This window comes from Rhizobium sp. WW_1, from assembly GCF_003610155.1.
Taxonomy (GTDB): domain Bacteria; phylum Pseudomonadota; class Alphaproteobacteria; order Rhizobiales; family Rhizobiaceae; genus Rhizobium; species Rhizobium tropici_A.
Genome location: NZ_RAIN01000004.1, coordinates 14,296 through 33,455, shown reverse-complemented (window position 1 = coordinate 33,455; position 19,160 = coordinate 14,296). Strand labels below are relative to the sequence as shown.

Genomic DNA, 19,160 nt, shown 5'->3' with positions numbered 1-19,160 from the left:
CAAAAAGGAGCGACACCGACGCAACGCGTGCGCCGGTGTCGGGGAGGTATCAGTTGCTGGCGCTGGTGAATGCGTCAGCCGTGACGAATGCGCCGTAATTCGGCAGGACCTCGGAGACTTTCCCCTGGCTTTTAAGGAACGTTGCGGTGTCCTTCAGGATCCTGGCGGCGCCGGATTGGTCGCCGCCGCCGAGCCATGCTGCCGATGCCTGCACATCCGGCGTCAACAGAGTAAGGTTCTTGAGCGCTGCAGCCTGCTGCTCGGCCGTGCCTCCCAGGAGCTTTGCAAGCGCTTTCGCATTGCCGCTATCCGGTCCCCACGCGGCCTTATCGACGGCAAACGAGGCATAGTATTTGTTGATCACCGAGGCGTAGGCCTTCAGGAATTGCGGATTGTCGGCAGCGAATTTCGAGGTCGCGACCCAGGCGGAAAACGTCGGAGCGCCCTTGTCGGCGACGTCCTTGGAAGTCACCAGCACCTTGCCGCTCTTCTTGAGCTCGGTCAGTGCCGGGTCCCAGACGAAGCCGCCGTCAATATCGCCGCGATTGTAGCTTGCGACGATTTCCGGCTGCGGCACTGCGAAGACCTGCACGTCCTTTTCGCTGAGGCCAAGAGACTTGATGAGAGCGAGCAACTGATAATGATCAGTGGAGACAGGTGCTGCCGCGAGCTTCTTGCCCTTCAGATCGGCGAGCGTGTTGATGCCGGAGCCGTTGCGCACCACGAGTGCTTCATCGACGCCCGATATGGAGGAGAGGTAAAAGGCCTTCACCTCGAGCCCGCGCGAGGCGGCAGCGGCAAACGGGCTCGAACCGACGTAGCCGATCTGGACATCGCCGGATGCGATGGCTGCGAAGATCTCCGCTCCGGAGTTGAATTTGCGGAAGTCGATCTCGTAGCCGGTCTCTTTGGCGAAATCGCCATTGGCGATCGCGACGGAAGAGGGCAATGCGTCGGTCTGATAGGCGACGACGACCTTCTTTTCGGCAGCATACGCGCCGACCGTCGTCGAAATGCTGGCGACGCCTAGGACGACGGCAGCGATCAGTGTGTTGAACTTCATACTTGTCCCCTTGGCCGGACTACGTTTTCCGGCGGTTCCCTGAGTGCAATGAGCAAAGCCTAGCGAAATCGGGGATGGGATCGACAGAAATAGCAAACTATTTTTATAGATTATAATAGGAATTGTTTGTCTGAATCGACGGCATCGTCGGGTTTCACGCCCTTCGGAGGAGTAAACCGGGCCGGGCGTCACAATTGTCTCATCGTTCCGCCCAGGCATCCCGCTGCCGCCAGCACATCCATCGCAAATGGCCCAGGATTCGGCAATCGAGCGTCAGCGGATCAGATTGAGGCCTTTGCGGTCGAACACCACTTCCGGGAGATTCCCGTGATGCACACCCGAAAAGACAACGGAAAGAATCGGCCGGATGGAGGGGTTAGGTCATCCGCCGCAGCAGCGCGATCAACGCGTCCGTGTTGTCATTGGACTCCAGCGAGAGAAGGTGCTTGTCCGCAAGCTCGCCGATTGCCCGAGTAGCCTCGCGCTCCGACCAACCTGCCAGCGTCGCTGCAATCAGCAACTCTCGAAAAGCGGCTTGCAGTGCGTCCTGGCAGCGGATCTCCCTATCGGGATCATCATCGGTCACGAATGGTCGCGCAATATTAGGCATGATTGAAAAAGTGAACTGATTTGCGGCTTTTGGCAATCTATCCATTCGATCATCGCAAAGTCGCTGTCCGATGCCGAGCCGCCCGCCCGGCCATTCTTCGACGAAGTTGGTGATCGCAACCCACGGCGCTGTTCTTTGAGGCCATCATGCTGTTTCTTGCATGGTCCGTCACAAATGTCACATTTTTCCAGAAACGCCAATGATTTCAATGCCTCGATCCCGCGATGCCTGCGAAAGTGAGCAATTTGGCGTCCAAGAGGAGTCACAGTTGGACGGCCAGATTCTGTACAGAAGACGAAAAAACCCGCCGAAGCGGATTCTCGAGGTCGTTTCTTCGAGGAACGGTGGCTAGTTGAAGCTGAGATCTGACTTTTGATAGATGTGCTCGACACCGCCAAAGTCGAATGTCGATAGGGCGTCTGATAAACGACCGTTTCCGAGGTTTAAAGGGCGGTGATGTATGAAGTCCGCTTGCACTGATCCTCAGCAATGTCGATCTCAAGGAAGGCGGCGGTGGCGGCATGCACTAAGGCTGGAGCCGGAACGGATTCGCGAGCGGAACCATGGGTGCCCGCGACCGTTCCTCTTGCTAATGGAGGAAATTCATGGCGCCGCGGTCATTCTGGAAAGGCTATCTCAAACTGTCGCTGGTGACTTGTCCGGTCGCCATGGCGCCGGCGACGAGCGACAATGAGAAGGTTCGCTTCCACACGCTTAACCGAAAGACAGGCAATCGTGTCCTCAGCCAATATGTCGATTCCGTCACGGGCGGCGTGGTCGACGAGGACGATGAGGTCAAAGGATATGAGCGCGGCGAGGACGATTATGTGATGCTCGAGGATGACGAACTCGATGCGGTCGCGCTCGAAAGCACCCGGACGATCGATATCGACATGTTCGTGCCGCGCGACAGTCTCGAATGGATCTGGTTCGACACGCCGCATTACCTGACACCCAATGACGCCGTCGGCGAGGAGGCTTATTGCGTCATCCGCGACGCGATGGCCGCGAGTGGCATGGTTGGCATCTCGCGGCTCGTCATGTATCGCCGCGAGCGGGCCGTCATGCTGGAACCGCGAGACAGGGGGATCGTCCTTTGGACCTTGCGGTTTGGCGACGAGGTCCGGGACGTGAAGGATTACTTCGAGGATATCGACGCGAAACCGGCCCATGCCAAGCTGATGAAGCTTGTCGAAGAATTGATAAAAGAACGTACCAAGCCATGGGATCCTGAAATGGTCTCCGATCCCGTCCAGGACAAGCTTCTCGAAATCATTGCTTCCAAGAAGAAAGGTCGCAAGCGTCCCTCGAAGACGAAGATGGAGAAGACGCCTGCGCCAGACAATGTCATCAACATCATGGATGCGCTTCGAAAGAGCCTTTCGCAGGAAAGAAGCGCAAAAAAACGATAGTTCACATGGCGGGCTTCCCTCGCAAAGCCGGGCGTCTGTCAGGAACCGCGTTTGCGCTTCCCGTTGGGCTGACGCAAGGGTTCGGCCGCCCGCCTGAAATCGGCCCAAGGATCCGATCTGAGCGCCGCAAGCCGTGTCGGCACGTTGAGCACGGTGAAATAGTCCGGGCCGATTGCCGGGCTCAACTCCTCCCAGGACAAAGGCATGGAGACGGCCGCTCCCGGACGCGCGCGGGTCGAATAGGGGGCGACGGCGGTCGAGCCGCGCTGGTTTCTGAGATAATCGATGAGGATCTTGCCGCGGCGTTTCGACTTGGTGATCGTCGAGACGTAACGATCGGGGGCGTCTGCCGCCATCGCATCGGCGATACCCTTGGTAAAGGCCTTGACGGCCGGCCATTCGGCCTTGGCGACCAGCGGGCACACGACATGCAATCCTTTGCCTCCCGATGTCTTGACGAAAGGTACGAGGCCCGCCTGTCTCAGCCGTTCGGCTGTTTCCTTGGCCGCGACGATGACTTCGCGCCATGCGACGTCCGGACCGGGATCGAGATCCATGACGATCATGTCAGGCCTTTCCCAATCGCCAACCATCGATCCCCAGGGATGGATTTCGAGGACCGCGGCCTGCACGAGGCCGATCAGGCCATTCAGGTCATCGATGCTCACATAAGGCTCGTCGTCCTGCGGGTCCTTTGCCAGCGCGATATTCTTGTTCATGCCCTTCCAGTCATGTTTCTGGAAGAAGTGCTGGCCGCCGATTCCATTCGGACAGCGCACCAGCGCGAGCGGCCGTCCGACGACGAAAGGACCCATATAGCGCCAGACCTCGCTATAGTAGTCGGCAAGCCCGGCCTTGGTCACGCCTTGGTCCGGCCAATAGAGGCGATCCGGGTGGGTGAGGGATACGCTGCTTCCGGGAGGCTTTTCCGTTGAGGCTTTCATCGGAGATTCCAGCGTCTCCCGAACGATGTCGAGCGGGTTCTTGTCCTCTCTAAGTCCGCGGAAAGAGGCGTGGCGCAGGTGGCCGTCGGCCGTCCAGGCGCGAAACTCGACTTCCGCCACGAGATCCGGCCGCACATAGCGGACGCCGCGATTTTCTTCCGCGGTCAGCTTTGTGGCAAAGGGGTTTTCCTCCGGCTTCATGCGCGTCAGCTTCTGGAAGAGCTGCTCGGCGACGGTGTGCGTATAGCCCGTGCCGACGCGGCCGACATGCTCCAGCTTGCCGTCCTCGTAGACACCGAGAACCAACGAGCCGATCGCCTTTCGAGATGTGGTCGAGGGCACAAAGCCTCCGATGACGAATTCCTGCCGTGACGAGCATTTCGATTTGATCCATGTCTTGCTGCGACCGGAGCGATAGGGATCGCTGGCGACCTTGGATACGATCCCTTCCAGGCTCAATCGGCAGGCATGGCTAAGCAGCAGGTTTCCATTTTCATCAAAGTGACTGCTGAAGCGAAGGGTCCCGGTTTCGGATGGAATGGTCTTCTGCAGCAATTCCTTGCGGCTGATCAACGGGCAGGCGGTCAGGTCATAGCCGTCGAGATAGATGAGATCGAACGCGTAGAAGACGAAGCGGTCGCTGCGCCCTTCGCTAAGGTCGGCCTGGAGGGCGGAAAAGTCAGAGGCGCCGGCCGCGGGCTCGACGACCAGTTCGCCATCGATGACAGCTGTGCCGACCGGAAGATCCCGGAAGGCGGCGAGAATCTCCTTGCCGAATTTTTGCGTCCAGTCGAGACCGCTGCGCGTCAGCAACTTGATGCGGCCAGCCTCGATGCGGACCTCAAGCCGGTAGCCGTCGAACTTGATTTCGTGGAGCCAACGTTTACCCGAGGGCGGCTTGGATACCAGTGTCGCTAAAGCCGGCTCGATAAAGGAAGGCAGCGCTGCCTTCCTTGCGCCCTTCAAGGAAGAGGGATCGACAGGCTCTGTATCGCGTTCTGGTTCTGTCTTACTCGACACAGGGGAGCTGTTCTTCGGTTTCGCCGTTCTGCGATCGATCTTACCCGTCTTGGATGACCAGCCCGGCCTCTCGTTCTCGACCTCGTTGATAAGCCGTCCCGTCTTGGCCGATTCCGGTCGTTCTTCCAGGATGTCGAGTGCTCCTTCGGGGCGAGCCGCATTGTCTTCTCCCTTGATCAGCAGCCAGTTTTCGCGCTTCTCGCGGGGTTTTCCGGCCATCCGGATCAGGTGCCAGCGTCCGCCGAGCTTTTTACCGTGGAGCTCGAATTCGAGATGTCCCTTGGTCAGTCCCTTGTGCGGATCGCCAATCGGCGTCCAGGAGCCTTTATCCCAGACGAGAACCGTGCCGCCGCCGTATTCGCCCTTCGGGATCGTGCCTTCGAAACCACCGTATTCGAGAGGATGGTCTTCGGTCTGCACCGCAAGCCGCTTTTCGCCGGTCACCAGGCTCGGTCCCCTGGTCACGGCCCAGCTCTTCAGCACGCCGTCGAGTTCAAGACGAAAATCATAGTGGAGGCGGCGTGCATCGTGCTTCTGGATGACGAAGCTGCTGCCGGCAGCGGCGGCTTTTTTTCTCTTTGCGCGACCTTTTGGCTCGGATGTTTTAGTAAAATCACGCTTACGATTGTAGATTTCCAATGCCATGGTCAGCTCGCCTTGCGTTGCGTGCGTGAAGAGGATGGCGCGCGAGGTTTCGTTGCTTTCTTGGACCGGGGGCTCGACCTCGCCTTTGCTTTGCCTTTGCCATCCAGCCCGGCGCTCTGGCGTAGGGCTTCCATGAGATCGGTAACCTTGGCAGGTGTTGCTGGCTTGCGCTGTGGGATCGCCTTGCCCTCGATCTTGGCTTTCACGAGATCGGCAAGGGCCGCCTCGTAACGATCATCGAATTCGCCTGCGTGGAAGGTCCCTGTTTTCGTATCGATGATGTGTTTGGCGAGATCGAGCATCTCGCCCTTGATCGTCATGTCCGGAACGTCTTCAAAGGCTTCCTTTGCCGGGCGCACCTCGTAGTCGAAGTTCAATGTGGTGGCGATCAATCCTTTGCCATGGGCGCGGATCATCATCGTGCGCAGGCGGCGAAAAAGAACGGTCTGGGCAATGGCGGCAACCTTCCGAGCGCGCATGCCCTCACGGATCAGCGTGAATGCCTCTTCCGCTGCCGGGGCCGAAGGAGCGAGATAATACGGCCGGTCGAAATAGACGTCGTCGATCTCAGCACATGCCAGAAAGGCCTTCACGTGCAGGATCTTGTCGCTCTCCGGCACCACGGCAGAAATTTCCTCAGGCTCGAGGACGATATAGTCGTCCTTGTTGAGCTCATATCCCTTAACCTGATCTTCGCGCGGCACCGGCTTTCCGGTCTCGCCGTCGATGAATTCGCGCCTGACGCGGTTTCCGGTTTCCCGGTTCAGCGTATGAAAGGAAATCCGCTCCGAAGTGGAAACCGCCGTATAGAGCGCGATTGCGCAACTGACCTCTCCGAACTTCAGGTACCCCTTCCATTGCGCGCGCGGGCTCATCTGCAGACTCCATGTCGACGATAGGACTCAAACGGCGTCGAATGGGCATTGTTCCCTGTCGTCTACATGACATCAGGGTCATCCGATCCAATGCGGTGGAACCGGGTCGCTCAAGCGGAGTTATCCGGGCATGAACCAGATGCTTTCCAAAGTCGGTCTTGCCGCGGCAGCAGCGGAAGCGAAGCTCCATTCCGGATTGATATACATTCCGGGCCTTGAGACGGGCATTACCCGAAAACAGGGAAAAAAGGGTTTTCTCTACTACTCGCCCGCAGGGAGCCGGATCACTCGCCCTTCGGAGATTGCCCGACTGGACGCATTGGCCGTTCCTCCTGCCTATACGAACGTCGTCATCTCCACGAATCCTTTATCCCATCTCCAGGCGATCGGCACGGATGCACGTGGTCGCAAGCAATACCGGTATCACCCCGACTGGCAGTCCGAACGCGACCGCTCGAAGTTCGATCGACTTGTCGATTTCGCCGACCGCCTGCCGGACATTCGGCGCAGGGTGGATGACGATCTGCGCTCTCGAGGTCTGACCATGGAAAAGGCGTTGGCGACCGTGGTCTGGATGCTGGACAATCTCTATATTCGTGTGGGCAATTCGGCTTATGCGGAAACGAACCGATCCTACGGCCTGACCACGCTCAGGAATCGGCATGTGCGGGTGGAGGGTGGAAGCGTCAAATTCCGCTTCAAGGGGAAATCCGGCAAGGAATGGAACCTCACTCATTACGACCGCCGCATCGCCAACGTCGTGCGACGCCTGCAGGAACTGCCGGGACAGCAGCTCTTCAAATATGTCTGCGACGAAAGCGGGTGCCGCCAGATCTCGTCGCAGGATGTGAATGCCTACATCCAGGAAACGGCCGGAGAGGATTTCAGTTCTCGACAGTTCAGGACCTGGGGAGCGACCTGCATGGCGGTCGCGGCGCTCGCTCCGCTCAAGGTCGAAAATTCCGAGCGGGGGATCGCGCGCCAGATCAACGAGGCGATCGACGTTGTGGCATCGAAGCTGGTCAATACGCGCTCCGTGTGCAGGTCCTCTTACATCCATCCCGCGGTCTTCGAGGATTTCAGGGCGGGAATCCTTGGCGATGTCCTCAAGATTCGAACCAGTAGCAAAAGACTTCTGGAATGGATGGACTTGGAAGAAGTCGGCGTCGAGCGCTGGCTTAAGCGTATGGCCCAGCAACGGCAAGTCATCTGACTGGGGGTTAAATTGTCAGCACCATGCATTTGGGCGATGATAAACAAACAGCACCCATCGGCCCGCATGGATCGACAGGTGCTGCTCGTCGCCGGACAGGAGGCTGGGTCGGCGACATGGCGGGTTGGGAACCTCAGGCCAGCATGCGTATCTTGGGCTCGCGGTCCCAATATCGCTTGGCAGCTGCCCCGATGAAGGATCCGAGATCCACGACACCAGCATCAGGTTGAATGCCGGCCTTATCGAGCAGCGGTTTGGCTGCCGCGTCATGGCCGATCGCCTTCAAGTGCCCGAATGCGTCCATCACCCATTGTATGGCCGCTCCCTCGTTCATCAGGGACGCTGCGCCCTCCTTGGAAAGAATGATGGCGACGGCGTCGAAAAGTTGTGACGGCGAACCAAGGAGCTGACCGTCGGCGCGGATCGTATTGCCGTCGGAAAGTTTCGTTTCTCCGATCTTTGGAGCCACGATGAACGGCTTCGCCTTGACATCGTTCAGGGCATCGACGAGATCGGAGATCGCCTTGGCATCGCTTCCAGCAGCGATCAGAATTCCAATCTGGCGTCCCTCCAACGTCTCCTTCATGTTCCTATGAATGGAGAGCGCTGTAGATGCATCGAGTTCGATCGGTTCGCGCGCCGGCCAGTTCTTGGTGGGCCCGACAAGTCCGAGCCCCGCGGCAACGCGACTGGCGAGGCCGGCATCGACATTCATCAGGTTCCCGACCATGCGCGGCGGCACATGCTGCAATTGCACCTTCGACAATTCAAAGACGAAGGCCGATGCGATATGAGCCTGTTCTGACGGCGTTTGTGATTTCCAGAAGAGACGCGCCTGACTGTAATGGTCGGCAAACAGCTCGGCGCGGACGCGCAGCTTGTTGCCTTGTTCGTCGTCACCCGCCTGATGTTCGTAGGTACGAAAACCCGTCACCGGACATTCGCGCGGCGCACCGGCCTCGCCGTTTTCGCCGAGACTGTTCGGCTCATAATTGGCGCGGCCTTTTGGGACCTGCATCTGCATTTGCCCGTCGCGCTGGAAGTTCATGACGGGACATTTTGGCGCATTGATAGGCAACTGATGGAAATTGGCTGTGCCGAGACGGGATTTCTGCGTATCGAGATAGCTGAACAGACGCCCCTGGAGCAGGGGATCGTTGGTGAAATCGACGCCTGGCACGATGTTGGCCGGGCAGAATGCTACTTGTTCGGTTTCGGCAAAGAAATTGTCTGGATTGCGATCAAGAACGAGGCGCCCCACCATCTTCAGCGGCAGAATTTCTTCGGGAATGATCTTGGTGGGATCCAGAACATCGTAGGGAAGGCTTTCGGAGAAGGCTTCGTCGAATAGCTGAAGACCCAATTCCCATTCCGGGAAATGTCCGGCGGCGATCGCCTCGAAGAGATCGCGGCGGTGATAGTCATTGTCGGCCGCCTGCAACTTCAGCGCCTCGTCCCAGACCAGCGATTGAATCCCGAGTTTCGGTCTCCAGTGAAACTTTACGAATGTTGATTTGCCCGCATCGTTCACGAAGCGGAAGGTGTGAACGCCGAATCCTTGCATCATGCGCAGCGAGCGGGGAATGGCGCGATCCGACATTGCCCACATCAGCATATGCGTGGATTCCGGCATCAGCGATGCCCAGTCCCAGAAGGTGTCATGAGCGGAGGCAGCCTGCGGATAGGCTCTGTCAGCTTCCATCTTCACGGCATGGACGAGGTCTGGAAACTTCATCGCGTCCTGTATGAAGAACACGGGGATATTGTTGCCCACCAGGTCCCAATTGCCTTGCTTGGTATAGAACTTCACCGCAAAGCCGCGGACATCACGCGGTGTGTCCACTGAGCCGGCGCCACCGGCGACGGTCGAGAAGCGGACGAAAACCGCTGTCTTTTCGCCTTTGCGTTGAAAGAGATCGGCGCTCGTAATGTCCGAAAGCGGCTCATAGAGCTCGAAGAAGCCATGCGCGGCCGACCCGCGGGCATGCACGATCCTTTCGGGAATGCGCTCGTGGTCGAAATGGAAGATCTTTTCACGCAGGACGAAGTCTTCAAGCAGCGTCGGACCGCGTTTACCGGATTTGAGGCTGTTCTGATTGTCCGAAACCCGAATGCCTTGATTGGTCGTCAGGTGCTCCGCGCCATCATGAGGACCGCCTTTGGGAACGTGCTGGTGCGTCTCGCCACCGATGCCGCGTGAAGTTTCGGAGCTCTCTTCCGTCGCCATGATATCCTCCTTCTGCCGTCGGAATGCTGACAGAACCTCTCCCGGTCGAGAATGTTCCTTCTATCTGGAGCTCGATGGCCGCCAATCTCAAAGCTCGATCAGTGCGATGCCAAGATCCCTTTGATGCCGACGATGCAGTTCTGCTGGCGTTTCGAGAATGGTTGCTTCCAAGGTCGGATGCACGATGCCTTCGACGAAGTGACCGCCGCGGGTGGATCCATCCTTGAGGCCCAGGACAGCATGGAGATGGAGGCTCGCCTTGCCATCGTCGCCCATCGCAATATCACCGATCAGACTGAGCACCTCGCATTGCTCGGAAACGGGGATCTTGCGGTAGCTCCGACCAGCGAAATCGAACCAGCCGACGGTCGCCCTTTCAAATGCACCCATTGCGGTAACCGAAGCCGCGGTCAAACCCTGTTCGGTTGCAAACGCGGCAAGCGTGGAAAATGCTTCTTCGTTCGCATCGAGGACGACGATAAAGGTCTTCAGTCCATTTTGAAGTTCGATTGTCTTGTGATGCATGGCATTGCCTCCGTGCTGGCCCTCGCGATCTTGCGTACCGAGACCGCCTCCTGCCGTCGACGACAGTCCCGGTACAGTCACTTTGTCGGCCTTGAGCCGACGAACCGGCGCCTCACGTGGATTGCGGCCGGTTCGTAGAACTCTCGCAAGGTCGACGGATTGAAACCTTGCGAGGGCCCGAAGGTTCCAATGGGTTGATCGATCGCTTGCTCTCTTGGCGAGAAATCGTTGCAGCTGTGGGAGCTACAAGGCGACTCCACGGTTAGGCGGCAAACGATCTAGTTGAAACCACCCTAGAAGGGAGAAGCGCATGTTCACTCATCCCCAGCCTCCATTTCCATCACAGCAGCAATCGATGCCTGGAAATACCGCAGCGATGCGGCCGCTTCCCGATCACGGCGAGGAATCCTACCGCGGATCCGGCCGCCTGCTGGGCAAGAAAGCGGTCATTACCGGAGGAGACAGCGGCATTGGGCGGGCAGTTGCGATCGCCTATGCCCGCGAAGGGGCGGACGTTCTCCTTGCCTATCTCAATGAAGACGAGGATGCGGCGGAGACAAAGGGTTGGATTGAGGAGGCAGGGCGCAAGGCGGTACTTCTCCCCGGCGATATCCAGAACAGCAAACATTGCCGAAGGATCATCGACACCGCAGTCGCGGAGCTTGGCGGTATCGACATCCTTGTCAACAACGCCGCTCATCAGGCGAGCTTTCATGACATCGGCGATATCAGCGATCAGGAATGGGAATTGACATTCAGGGTCAATATCCACGCCATGTTCTTCCTGACAAAGGCGGCGGTTCCCCACATGAAGCCGGGGAGCGCGATCATCAATACCGCTTCAATCAATTCCGACAGCCCAAATCCGACACTGCTGGCCTATGCGACCACGAAAGGTGCGATCCAGAACTTCACGGCGGGACTCGCGCAATTGCTGGCCGAAAACGGTATCCGCGCCAATGCCGTCGCGCCGGGGCCGATATGGACGCCGCTTATTCCCTCGACCATGTCCACTGAAGCCGTGGAGAATTTCGGCAAGCAGGTTCCGATGAAGCGACCCGGCCAGCCGGCCGAATTGGCGACAGCCTACGTCATGCTCGCGGATCCGCTGTCGAGCTACGTCTCGGGAGCGACCGTGGCGGTGACCGGAGGCAGACCCATCCTGTAGCAGCGGTGAGACGGCTAAGGTCAATCATTCGATATTGTCCCACGGACCTCGCAGGCGAAGGCCGCTTCGGAGATTTTTCAGGTCGTTGGAACTGGTCCTTCGTCTGGGCGTTTTTCTCGCGGAAATCGGTAAGGAGACAAAGATGCTGAGCGTCAGCATTGCAGTGCGACAAGGCGGAACAATTGAGCTTCAATCGGGAGTCTTTGACGACAGGGAAGCAATTGCCCTCATTTCGTCGATGACACGATCTTCGCACACCGAAGCTATCGAGATAATTTACGAAACGCGTCGGATGGGCCGATGCAGGCGGCCGTCAGATAATTTCGAAGTTCTGGCAACGATGTTGCCTGTGACGGACCAAGCGGATACGCAGGCAGCGTAGTTCGCCGGGCTCGTTAAAGTGGCTTCGTTCGAAGCCTGGATTCAAAAGGATATAAGTCCTGCGACAATTGTGCGACCCGCTGTCAACGGGCCGCGCTTCAAGCGGGCATGACCTCCAACGACCGCTTCCTATCGTGTCGAACTCAATACGAATCCGATGGCCGCTGCAGCTATGACGGAGAGCAGCGGTCTTTGACGTATCTTCTGCTTGATGTCACCCACAACGCTCGAACACCCAGGCGCGGCAACGGCCGGCCGGGATATGCTCTCGTGATCATATGTGCCAATTCGGCGGACGGCTTTGTAGAGGGCCCGGACGTTCCTTCTTGCGGTGCCAGCATCGATTCGAGTGTCTGGTTCGCTCGCAGGCTTCGACGTTGTCCTCCTCATCGGATAACTATCTTCGAAGCGATCCACATGGCCCCCCGCGACGGCGCCTTCCGAGGTTTCCGCTGCAACCCTCCCAGAGGGCACCGCCGTATGAGTGGCGGAGATCGGGTCCGACGCCGGGAAGGTATCTTTCAGCGCGTTGTCGAGATCACTTCCAGTGGATCGTTTGCGTTGCTCTTGCCGTTCGTTCAGCACTATTGGACTGCGGGCGAGCCGGATTTTTCTGGCATGGCGGTTCCTCCGTTCTGCGGAAAGTTTGATGGGGATCGGATTTCAATGAATCGAGGCGGCGGCGTGTATCGAATCCTCGCCGAGTATCCCGACGAGAGTGGTTCGCGCGCGAGAGACCCGGCTTTTGATTGTTCCCACCTCACAGCCACAGTGTTTGGCGGCGGCCTCGTATGAAACTCCTTCCACGATCATGAGAAGAGCGTCGCGCTGATGTTTCGGAAGCTGGCCAAGCGCCTTGCCGACCTCTGCGGCATAAACGCATTTCTGTTGGGAACACTCTGTCGGGATTTCGAAGAGCGCATCGCTGTTCGCGCGAACCTGCAGCCGCTTTCGACGCTTGTATTCGGTCATGTAGGTGTTTCGCATGATGGTGAATGCCCAGCTCTTGAGGCTGGTGCCGGGGGTGAATTTTTCGGAATGACGCAGCACCTTCGAGATGGTCTCTTGCGCGAGATCGTCGACATCGGTCGGGCTGGACACAAATCTTCTGGCAAAGTTTCGCAGTGCTGGAAGTAGCACTACGACGTCGGCGTCCAGCGACGCGCGCGTTGCTTCAGGCATCTTCATTTCTCCTGGTGGGGTACAAGAGCAATGCTTGCGAAGCGTCCTTGTTCCAAGGATTCCTCAAGGTTATTTGCGATCAATGCTGCAGGTAGCAACGAGACGGCAGTAGAGGAATTCGGAGGCTCGTATCGGATCTCGCGCCTGGCTTGCCGTCACGCGTCAAAGATTTCGATGTCGCTTTCTTCGATGGCGGCAAGGAATGCCGTTCTCGCCGCCAGGGCGCCCGAATGACCTTCATGGGCTCTGATAAGAGTCCTCTTCGCGGTCTTGTAGGCGGATCCGTGCGTCTTCACAGGCCAGCCTCGAAGCAGGTAGTAGGTAGCAGCCTCGGTATTTGTGATTGTCAGGCGCTGACCAGGCTTGCTCGTCTCGACTGTGACTGGCTTGCTCCACAATTGTCGCATCATCTGCTGTCCTCCAAAAGAGAAACGGCACCTCGACCTGAATGTTCCGGCAAACAGCTTCCGCGAGCGTCGTCGTTCATCCCGTGTCAATCGTCTGATGGATTGGTGAAGGTGGAACAATTCGAAGAGACAAACGTAAGGTCAATCCGCGGAAATTGCAGTGAGGCCGGAGATGTTCAGTGGAATGGCGTTGGATTACATCGACGTTGGGCCGGGCACCTTACGCATCCGCCATGGCGGCAGCGGCCCGCCCTTGTTACTTCTACACGGTCATCCGCGGACACATATGACCTGGGGTCATGTTGCTGATCTGTTGTCTTCGCATTTCACGATCGTCTGCCCGGACCTTAGGGGATTTGGAAGGTCCTTCCAACCGACCGACAGCGACGACAGCCGCCATTCTTCAAAGCGGGCGAAGGCGCTTGATTGCCTGGAGTTGATGCGCAGGCTGGGGCATCGGACTTTCGCCGTAGCGGGACATGACCGCGGCAGTTACGTCGCATTTCGACTTGCGATGGATTATCCCGAGACCGTCACCAAGGTCGCCGTCATCGATAGCATTCCAATCGTCGAGCATCTCGAGCGAATGGACTGGCAATTTGCCCGAGATTGGTACCATTGGTTCTTCTTCGCGCAACGGCAAAAGCCCGAACAGGCGATCAACGCCAACCCCAAGGCGTGGTACAACGCCATAACTCCGGAGTTCATGGGCGCAGAAGCCTATAAGGATCTGATGTCGGCGATCCAAGATCCTGCCGTCGTCCATGGAATGGTCGAGGACTATAGGGCCGGATTGACCCTCGATCGACAAGATGAATTGCGGGACCGTGCTGCGGGAAAACGGATCACATGCCCCTTGCTCTGCCTTTGGTCGACACGGGATGATCTGGAGCAGCTCTTCGGTGATCCTCGAGAGATCTGGCAATCATGGGCGACCAACGTCGTCGGCCATGGAATCGACAGCGGTCATCACGTTGCTGAGGAGAACCCGGAGGCCCTGGCGAATTCGCTGCGAGGCTTTTTCAACGATGGTCCGCTCCGGAGCGAGACCTAGATCGCCGCGGGTGGCGTCGAGGCTCATGCACGCATCCGACTTCGAACTAGATTTCCGAGGACAGACTCCAGATGACGGTCCATGGATCGAATGATCCGACTGAACCGGGCGCCGACGAAAATATCGTCTGCCCGTGGATTGGACCGCTGGGGACAACGACAGCATTCGACAAGTTGGCGATCAACGAAAGGATTGCTGTCCGAAACGTCCAATGCACGCTGATGAGTGAGCCGTTTTTGTCATGAGTGGCCGCCTGACCGCCACCTTGTGAGAGGAGCGGTACGATCGTTTGATGTCGCAGCCCTATCAACCGTCGATAATGTTCGCCGAGACCCCGGTCGTGCGAGAGCTCCTCCCAGCGCAGCTTCGCACTCCGGAATGTGCTTTCCGACGTCGGGTCGGGAGCATCTCGCGCATCGAAGCCGGGCAGGCGCCCCAGTTCTTCTTTGCGGCCGAGCCGGACTTTTCGGTTCAGCTCTTCGTTAAAATCGCAGAAGAAGGGAAAGGGATCGACCGAGCCCCACTCTTCACCCATGAACAGCATCGGGATTTGCGGCGAGAGCAGATAAATGGCCGCGATCGCCTTGATTGCCGCAACGGCATGAGAAGAGATCATTCGATCGCCATGCGCCCGGTTGCCGATCTGGTCGTGGTTCTGGATGAAGGAGATGAAAGCCGTGGGTGGTAGTCCGGCGCTCGGCGATCCCCTGGAGCGACCTCTGTATCGCATGTGCTCGCCTTGAAACGCGAATCCTTCGCGAAGGGAACGGCTTAGGCGCGATCTATGATCGGCATAATCTCCATAGTATCCGAAAATCTCGCCGGTCGCGGCCACATGCAGAGCATGGTGGATATCGTCGTTCCATTGCGCAGTAAAATGGCGTGGTTCCCCAGATTCCCTTCGAGAAAGAAGACCCGCGTCGTTGTTCTCGTTTTCGACAATAAGATGAATGTGGCGCTCGGGGCAGGCGAGCCTGACGCGCTCGGCGAGCTCCGTGAGAATATGCGGATCGCTGTCATCCGTCATCGCGTGAACGGCATCGAGGCGCAGTCCGTCCATGCGGAACTCGCTCAGCCAATAGATCGCGTTTTCGATGACGAAATCGCGGACGAAGCGGCTGCCCTCGCCATCGTAGTTCAGGCCGTTGCCCCAAAAGCTCTTGTGCCGGCTGCTGAATATTGGCGCATAGAGTGGGAGGTAGTTCCCGTCAGGCCCGAAGTGATTGTAGACGACGTCGAGGAAGACGCAGATGCCGCGATCATGTGCTGCATCGATGAGAGCCTTGAGGTCTTCGGGGCGGCCGTAGCTGCTGTCTGGCGCATATGGCAGAACACCGTCATAGCCCCAGCCATAGCGCCCGTGGAAATCTGCAATCGGCATGAGCTGCATTGCGGTGATGCCGAGCCGCTGCAAATGGTCGAGTTTCTCGATCGTCGACAAGAAGGTGCCAGCCTCCGTGAAGGCACCGACATGAAGTTCGTAGATGACCATTTCCTCCCACCGGCGGCCCTTCCATCCTTGAGTTTGCCATTCGAACGACGGATCGATCAGCTCACTTGGTCCGTGAACATCGTCTGGCTGAAAACGGGAGGCTGGATCCGGGATCTTAGTGCCGTCCGGCAGGAGAAAACTATAGCGGTCGCCGACGCGGGCATGTGAGACCTCGGCAACATGCCAGCCGTCTTTCCCTGGCTGCATTGCCCATTGTCCGCGTTGTTCGATCTGGACGAGGACTTGCTCGGCAAGCGGCGCCCATAGGCGAAACATGACGGCATGCTCGTTGATTTCGGGGCCAAATGCGAAGCGTTGCAGCATGGCATCTCGTCCTTTGGTGTCGCCGGTTATGTGCATTGCCAACGCGTCTTTCAGGAAACGGTTCCTGAAATAGGAACAGATCTCGTTCAATTCCGTTGGTAAGGGCGCTCAGATGTCGAGAGAGAGCCATGACCGTCCTGACCTCCACCTATCGCCTGCAATTGCGAGGCGATGTCACCTTTGACCGAGCAGTCAAGCTTGTTCCTTACCTTGAGGATCTCGGTATCAGCCACGTCTATGCGTCACCCATCTTCGCGGCCACGACGGGATCGACGCATGGCTACGATGTCACCGATCCGAACGAGATCGATCCAGCACTCGGCGGTCGTCAAGGCTTCGACGTGTTCTGTGCGGCCCTGCAGCGTGCGGGAATGGGGCTGGTCCTGGATATCGTGCCTAATCATATGGCCGCCTCCGTCGAAAATGCCCGATGGAACGACGTCCTCAGGCATGGATCGGCTAGTCGCTATGCCAGATGCTTCGACATAGACTGGAGCCGGAAGCTTACTTTGCCTCAGCTTGGAAAGCCCCTCAACGAAGTTCTCGCGGCGCAAGAGCTTCATCTCCGCCATGAGCCCGTCGATGGCCGTATGTACCTTGAGTATTTCGATAGCCTTCTTCCTCTTTCGGATGAAAGCGCCGGGCAGATCGAGGCGCGGATCGGAACGGATACTGGCCGTTTGCTGGCCCTTTCGATGGACCCGCTCGCAATGACGGAGCTCCTCGCACAACAGAATTGGCAATTGCTCTACTGGAAAGATGCCGCCGCGAACCTCAGCTACCGGCGCTTCTTCGAGGTGACAGGCCTTGTCGGCGTGCGGGTGGAGGACGAACAGGTTTTCGATGACACCCATCGGCTGATCTTCGAACTGGTACGGGCAGGGCAGATCCAGGGCCTGCGCATCGACCACATCGATGGGCTTGCCGATCCGGGAACTTATCTAACGCGGTTGCGGGGCGCGGTCGGCCGCGACATTTTCATCGTGGTCGAAAAAATTCTCCATGATGGTGAGACACTTCCAGCGAACTGGCCTGTCTCGGGGACAACCGGCTACGAGTTCATATCCGCCATGGCCGATTTGTTCGTCAGCCAAGAGGGATTGTGCCAACTGGATGCAGCCTACAGGGCTGTCGACATGGAACACGCCGATTTCGCCGGGGGCTTGCGCAAGGCGAAACTTCTGATGATTGACCGCAATTTTGCCGGAGAGACCGCGCGACTGGCCACGCTCGCTCGTTCGATTTTTCCCGAATATAGCGAGTCCGATAGACAGTCGGCGCTGCGGGAATTGCTGGTCGCCTTCCCGGTCTATCGTACTTATGGGTGCAAGGGAGCTGCGTCTGGGGAGGACGAGGCCGTTATCCGCAGCGCGACTGAACGGGCACGGGCCCGATTGCCAGGCGTTGGCGCCGTGGAGGCGATTGCCGGTCTCTTGAAAGGTAATCTCACCACCGCCGAAGCGCTGGAGTTTTGCACGAGATTCCAGCAACTGAGCGGCCCGGTGATGGCAAAGGCGGTCGAAGATACGCTGTTTTATCGCTATAACCGCCTGATTGCGATGAACGAAGTAGGCGCGCGCGCCGAGATACGTCCTGAGGCTACAGCGACTTTTCATCGTTTCATGGATGATCGTGTTCGGCGCCAGCCTCATGGCCTTTCCGCGACCTCGACGCATGACACGAAGCGCGGGGAGGATGCCCGCGCGCGCCTGTATAGCCTTAGCCAGGATCCGGAAGCATGGGTTGCGGGCGTCCAGCGATGGCGCAGTATGAACTCTCCCTTTCTTGAAAATCTTGCTGACGGACCGGCGCCAGAGCCCAATATCGAGTGGATGCTGTATCAGGCGCTGGCCGGGATTTGGCCCGACGATATCGGACAAAGCGATCGGGATGAACTGAAGGACCGCTTTGTCGCCTATGCTCTGAAAGCGGTGCGTGAGGCGAAGCTCCGGACGGATTGGCGGGATGAGAACACGGCATATGAATGCGCCGTGGAGGCCTATGCCAGGGCTTTGCTTTCAAGTGAAAACGAGGCATTCGCCACGGACTTCGCAAGAACCCTCCAACCATTTATGGAGATTGGCTATCGCAACAGCTTGTCCCAATTGCTGATCAAGCTCACGGCTCCTGGAATTCCGGATATTTACCAGGGATCGGAGGGTCTCGATCTCAGCCTCGTCGATCCGGACAACCGCAGGCCCGTTGACCATGTGTGGAGCGATGTCTCGACAGACGCCAATTCGCTCGCGTCGAAAACGGCATCGCTCAAGCGACAGATCATCCGTAGCGTTCTGCGCGACCGCAGGGACCATCCACTTCTGTTTGTCGCTGGTCACTATTTGCCGCTCAAGACAAGCGGCGAACGAGCAGCCAATCTCATAGCCTTTGCTCGCGTTTACGAGCAGGAGATTGCGATAACGGTCGTGCCGCGTCTGATTGACGGCCATTCCTCGGATTTCTGGTCGGACACAGCCGTCATTGTGCCACAAGACCTGCGCGCGCAGATGCGCAATCTGCTGACGGATCGGCCGTTGACGGGCGGCGATCTTCTCGCGGCGCAGCTCTTTGAGGATCATCCCGTAGCCATTCTCGTCAGACACAGCTGACGATTTCGCCGG

General features: G+C 58.1%; 15 protein-coding genes. 6 read left to right on the top strand and 9 right to left on the bottom strand.

The annotated features are described in order from the left end of the window. Window positions 1–49 precede the first annotated feature (49 nt). Together tauA and BJ928_RS13115 are read right to left on the bottom strand one after the other, a co-directional pair. Complete coding sequence (gene tauA, locus BJ928_RS13120; RefSeq protein WP_047629622.1) at window positions 50–1,063, bottom strand: taurine ABC transporter substrate-binding protein; 1,014 nt, start codon at window positions 1,061–1,063, stop codon at window positions 50–52. Between the two features lie 376 nt (window positions 1,064–1,439). Next, complete coding sequence (locus BJ928_RS13115) at window positions 1,440–1,718, bottom strand: hypothetical protein (protein ID WP_245432295.1); 279 nt, start codon at window positions 1,716–1,718, stop codon at window positions 1,440–1,442. 560 nt (window positions 1,719–2,278) lie between these two features. Here BJ928_RS13115 and BJ928_RS13110 point away from each other — a divergent pair. Further along, a complete protein-coding gene (locus tag BJ928_RS13110; RefSeq protein WP_047629620.1) occupies window positions 2,279–3,085 on the top strand; it encodes a Ku protein in 807 nt (268 codons plus the stop codon). Window positions 3,086–3,123: 38 nt separating this feature from the next. On the opposite strand, the gene ligD is transcribed toward BJ928_RS13110, so the two are convergent. Beyond that, window positions 3,124–5,694 carry a DNA ligase D gene (gene ligD / locus BJ928_RS13105; protein ID WP_047629618.1) on the bottom strand — a complete coding sequence of 857 codons (2,571 nt, stop codon included), beginning with the start codon at window positions 5,692–5,694 and terminating at the stop codon, window positions 3,124–3,126. A 2-nt stretch (window positions 5,695–5,696) separates the two neighbouring features. Continuing rightward, window positions 5,697–6,575 (bottom strand): Ku protein, encoded by an 879-nt coding sequence (locus BJ928_RS13100; RefSeq protein ID WP_047629616.1) that lies wholly within the window; start codon window positions 6,573–6,575, stop codon window positions 5,697–5,699. A 124-nt stretch (window positions 6,576–6,699) separates the two neighbouring features. Here BJ928_RS13100 and BJ928_RS13095 point away from each other — a divergent pair, with 124 nt between their 5' ends. After that, window positions 6,700–7,782, top strand: coding sequence for a DNA topoisomerase IB (locus tag BJ928_RS13095; RefSeq protein WP_047629615.1), 1,083 nt, complete (start codon window positions 6,700–6,702; stop codon window positions 7,780–7,782). A 133-nt stretch (window positions 7,783–7,915) separates the two neighbouring features. On the opposite strand, the gene BJ928_RS13090 is transcribed toward BJ928_RS13095, so the two are convergent. Together BJ928_RS13090 and BJ928_RS13085 are read right to left on the bottom strand one after the other, a co-directional pair. Continuing rightward, window positions 7,916–10,009, bottom strand: a complete 2,094-nt coding sequence (locus BJ928_RS13090; RefSeq protein ID WP_047629613.1) for a catalase — start codon at window positions 10,007–10,009, stop codon at window positions 7,916–7,918. 87 nt (window positions 10,010–10,096) lie between these two features. Continuing rightward, complete coding sequence (locus BJ928_RS13085) at window positions 10,097–10,534, bottom strand: PPC domain-containing DNA-binding protein (RefSeq protein ID WP_052227525.1); 438 nt, start codon at window positions 10,532–10,534, stop codon at window positions 10,097–10,099. 310 nt (window positions 10,535–10,844) lie between these two features. Between BJ928_RS13085 and BJ928_RS13080 the strand changes: the two genes are divergently transcribed. After that, complete coding sequence (locus BJ928_RS13080; protein WP_047629612.1) at window positions 10,845–11,702, top strand: SDR family oxidoreductase; 858 nt, start codon at window positions 10,845–10,847, stop codon at window positions 11,700–11,702. Window positions 11,703–11,844: 142 nt separating this feature from the next. Then, window positions 11,845–12,084 carry a hypothetical protein gene (locus tag BJ928_RS13075; RefSeq protein WP_147413905.1) on the top strand — a complete coding sequence of 80 codons (240 nt, stop codon included), beginning with the start codon at window positions 11,845–11,847 and terminating at the stop codon, window positions 12,082–12,084. A 662-nt stretch (window positions 12,085–12,746) separates the two neighbouring features. Here BJ928_RS13075 and BJ928_RS13070 read toward each other — a convergent pair. Next, a complete protein-coding gene (locus BJ928_RS13070; RefSeq protein ID WP_245432294.1) occupies window positions 12,747–13,265 on the bottom strand; it encodes a sigma-70 family RNA polymerase sigma factor in 519 nt (172 codons plus the stop codon). A 155-nt stretch (window positions 13,266–13,420) separates the two neighbouring features. Further along, window positions 13,421–13,675 carry a DUF982 domain-containing protein gene (locus BJ928_RS13065; protein ID WP_047629608.1) on the bottom strand — a complete coding sequence of 85 codons (255 nt, stop codon included), beginning with the start codon at window positions 13,673–13,675 and terminating at the stop codon, window positions 13,421–13,423. 169 nt (window positions 13,676–13,844) lie between these two features. On the opposite strand from BJ928_RS13065, the gene BJ928_RS13060 reads away from it, so the two are divergent. Then, window positions 13,845–14,726 carry an alpha/beta hydrolase gene (locus BJ928_RS13060; RefSeq protein ID WP_047629606.1) on the top strand — a complete coding sequence of 294 codons (882 nt, stop codon included), beginning with the start codon at window positions 13,845–13,847 and terminating at the stop codon, window positions 14,724–14,726. 46 nt (window positions 14,727–14,772) lie between these two features. On the opposite strand, the gene treZ is transcribed toward BJ928_RS13060, so the two are convergent. Continuing rightward, the gene (gene treZ / locus BJ928_RS13055) at window positions 14,773–16,542 is read right to left on the bottom strand and encodes a malto-oligosyltrehalose trehalohydrolase (RefSeq protein WP_047630431.1); all 1,770 of its coding nucleotides are present in this window, start codon (window positions 16,540–16,542) and stop codon (window positions 14,773–14,775) included. A 128-nt stretch (window positions 16,543–16,670) separates the two neighbouring features. On the opposite strand from treZ, the gene treY reads away from it, so the two are divergent. After that, complete coding sequence (gene treY, locus BJ928_RS13050; RefSeq protein WP_047629604.1) at window positions 16,671–19,148, top strand: malto-oligosyltrehalose synthase; 2,478 nt, start codon at window positions 16,671–16,673, stop codon at window positions 19,146–19,148. Window positions 19,149–19,160: the final 12 nt, after the last annotated feature.

Bases quoted from the DNA above. Each gene is read 5' to 3' on its own strand.
- ligD (WP_047629618.1), bottom strand. From the start codon at position 5,694: ATGGCATTGGAAATCTACAATCGTAAGCGTGATTTTACTAAAACATCC.
- BJ928_RS13070 (WP_245432294.1), bottom strand. From the start codon at position 13,265: ATGCCTGAAGCAACGCGCGCGTCGCTGGACGCCGACGTCGTAGTGCTA.
- tauA (WP_047629622.1), bottom strand. From the start codon at position 1,063: ATGAAGTTCAACACACTGATCGCTGCCGTCGTCCTAGGCGTCGCCAGC.
- BJ928_RS13090 (WP_047629613.1), bottom strand. From the start codon at position 10,009: ATGGCGACGGAAGAGAGCTCCGAAACTTCACGCGGCATCGGTGGCGAG.
- BJ928_RS13085 (WP_052227525.1), bottom strand. From the start codon at position 10,534: ATGCATCACAAGACAATCGAACTTCAAAATGGACTGAAGACCTTTATC.
- BJ928_RS13110 (WP_047629620.1), top strand. From the start codon at position 2,279: ATGGCGCCGCGGTCATTCTGGAAAGGCTATCTCAAACTGTCGCTGGTG.
- BJ928_RS13095 (WP_047629615.1), top strand. From the start codon at position 6,700: ATGAACCAGATGCTTTCCAAAGTCGGTCTTGCCGCGGCAGCAGCGGAA.
- treY (WP_047629604.1), top strand. From the start codon at position 16,671: ATGACCGTCCTGACCTCCACCTATCGCCTGCAATTGCGAGGCGATGTC.
- BJ928_RS13060 (WP_047629606.1), top strand. From the start codon at position 13,845: ATGTTCAGTGGAATGGCGTTGGATTACATCGACGTTGGGCCGGGCACC.
- BJ928_RS13065 (WP_047629608.1), bottom strand. From the start codon at position 13,675: ATGATGCGACAATTGTGGAGCAAGCCAGTCACAGTCGAGACGAGCAAG.
- BJ928_RS13075 (WP_147413905.1), top strand. From the start codon at position 11,845: ATGCTGAGCGTCAGCATTGCAGTGCGACAAGGCGGAACAATTGAGCTT.
- BJ928_RS13115 (WP_245432295.1), bottom strand. From the start codon at position 1,718: ATGGATAGATTGCCAAAAGCCGCAAATCAGTTCACTTTTTCAATCATG.
- treZ (WP_047630431.1), bottom strand. From the start codon at position 16,542: ATGCTGCAACGCTTCGCATTTGGCCCCGAAATCAACGAGCATGCCGTC.
- BJ928_RS13080 (WP_047629612.1), top strand. From the start codon at position 10,845: ATGTTCACTCATCCCCAGCCTCCATTTCCATCACAGCAGCAATCGATG.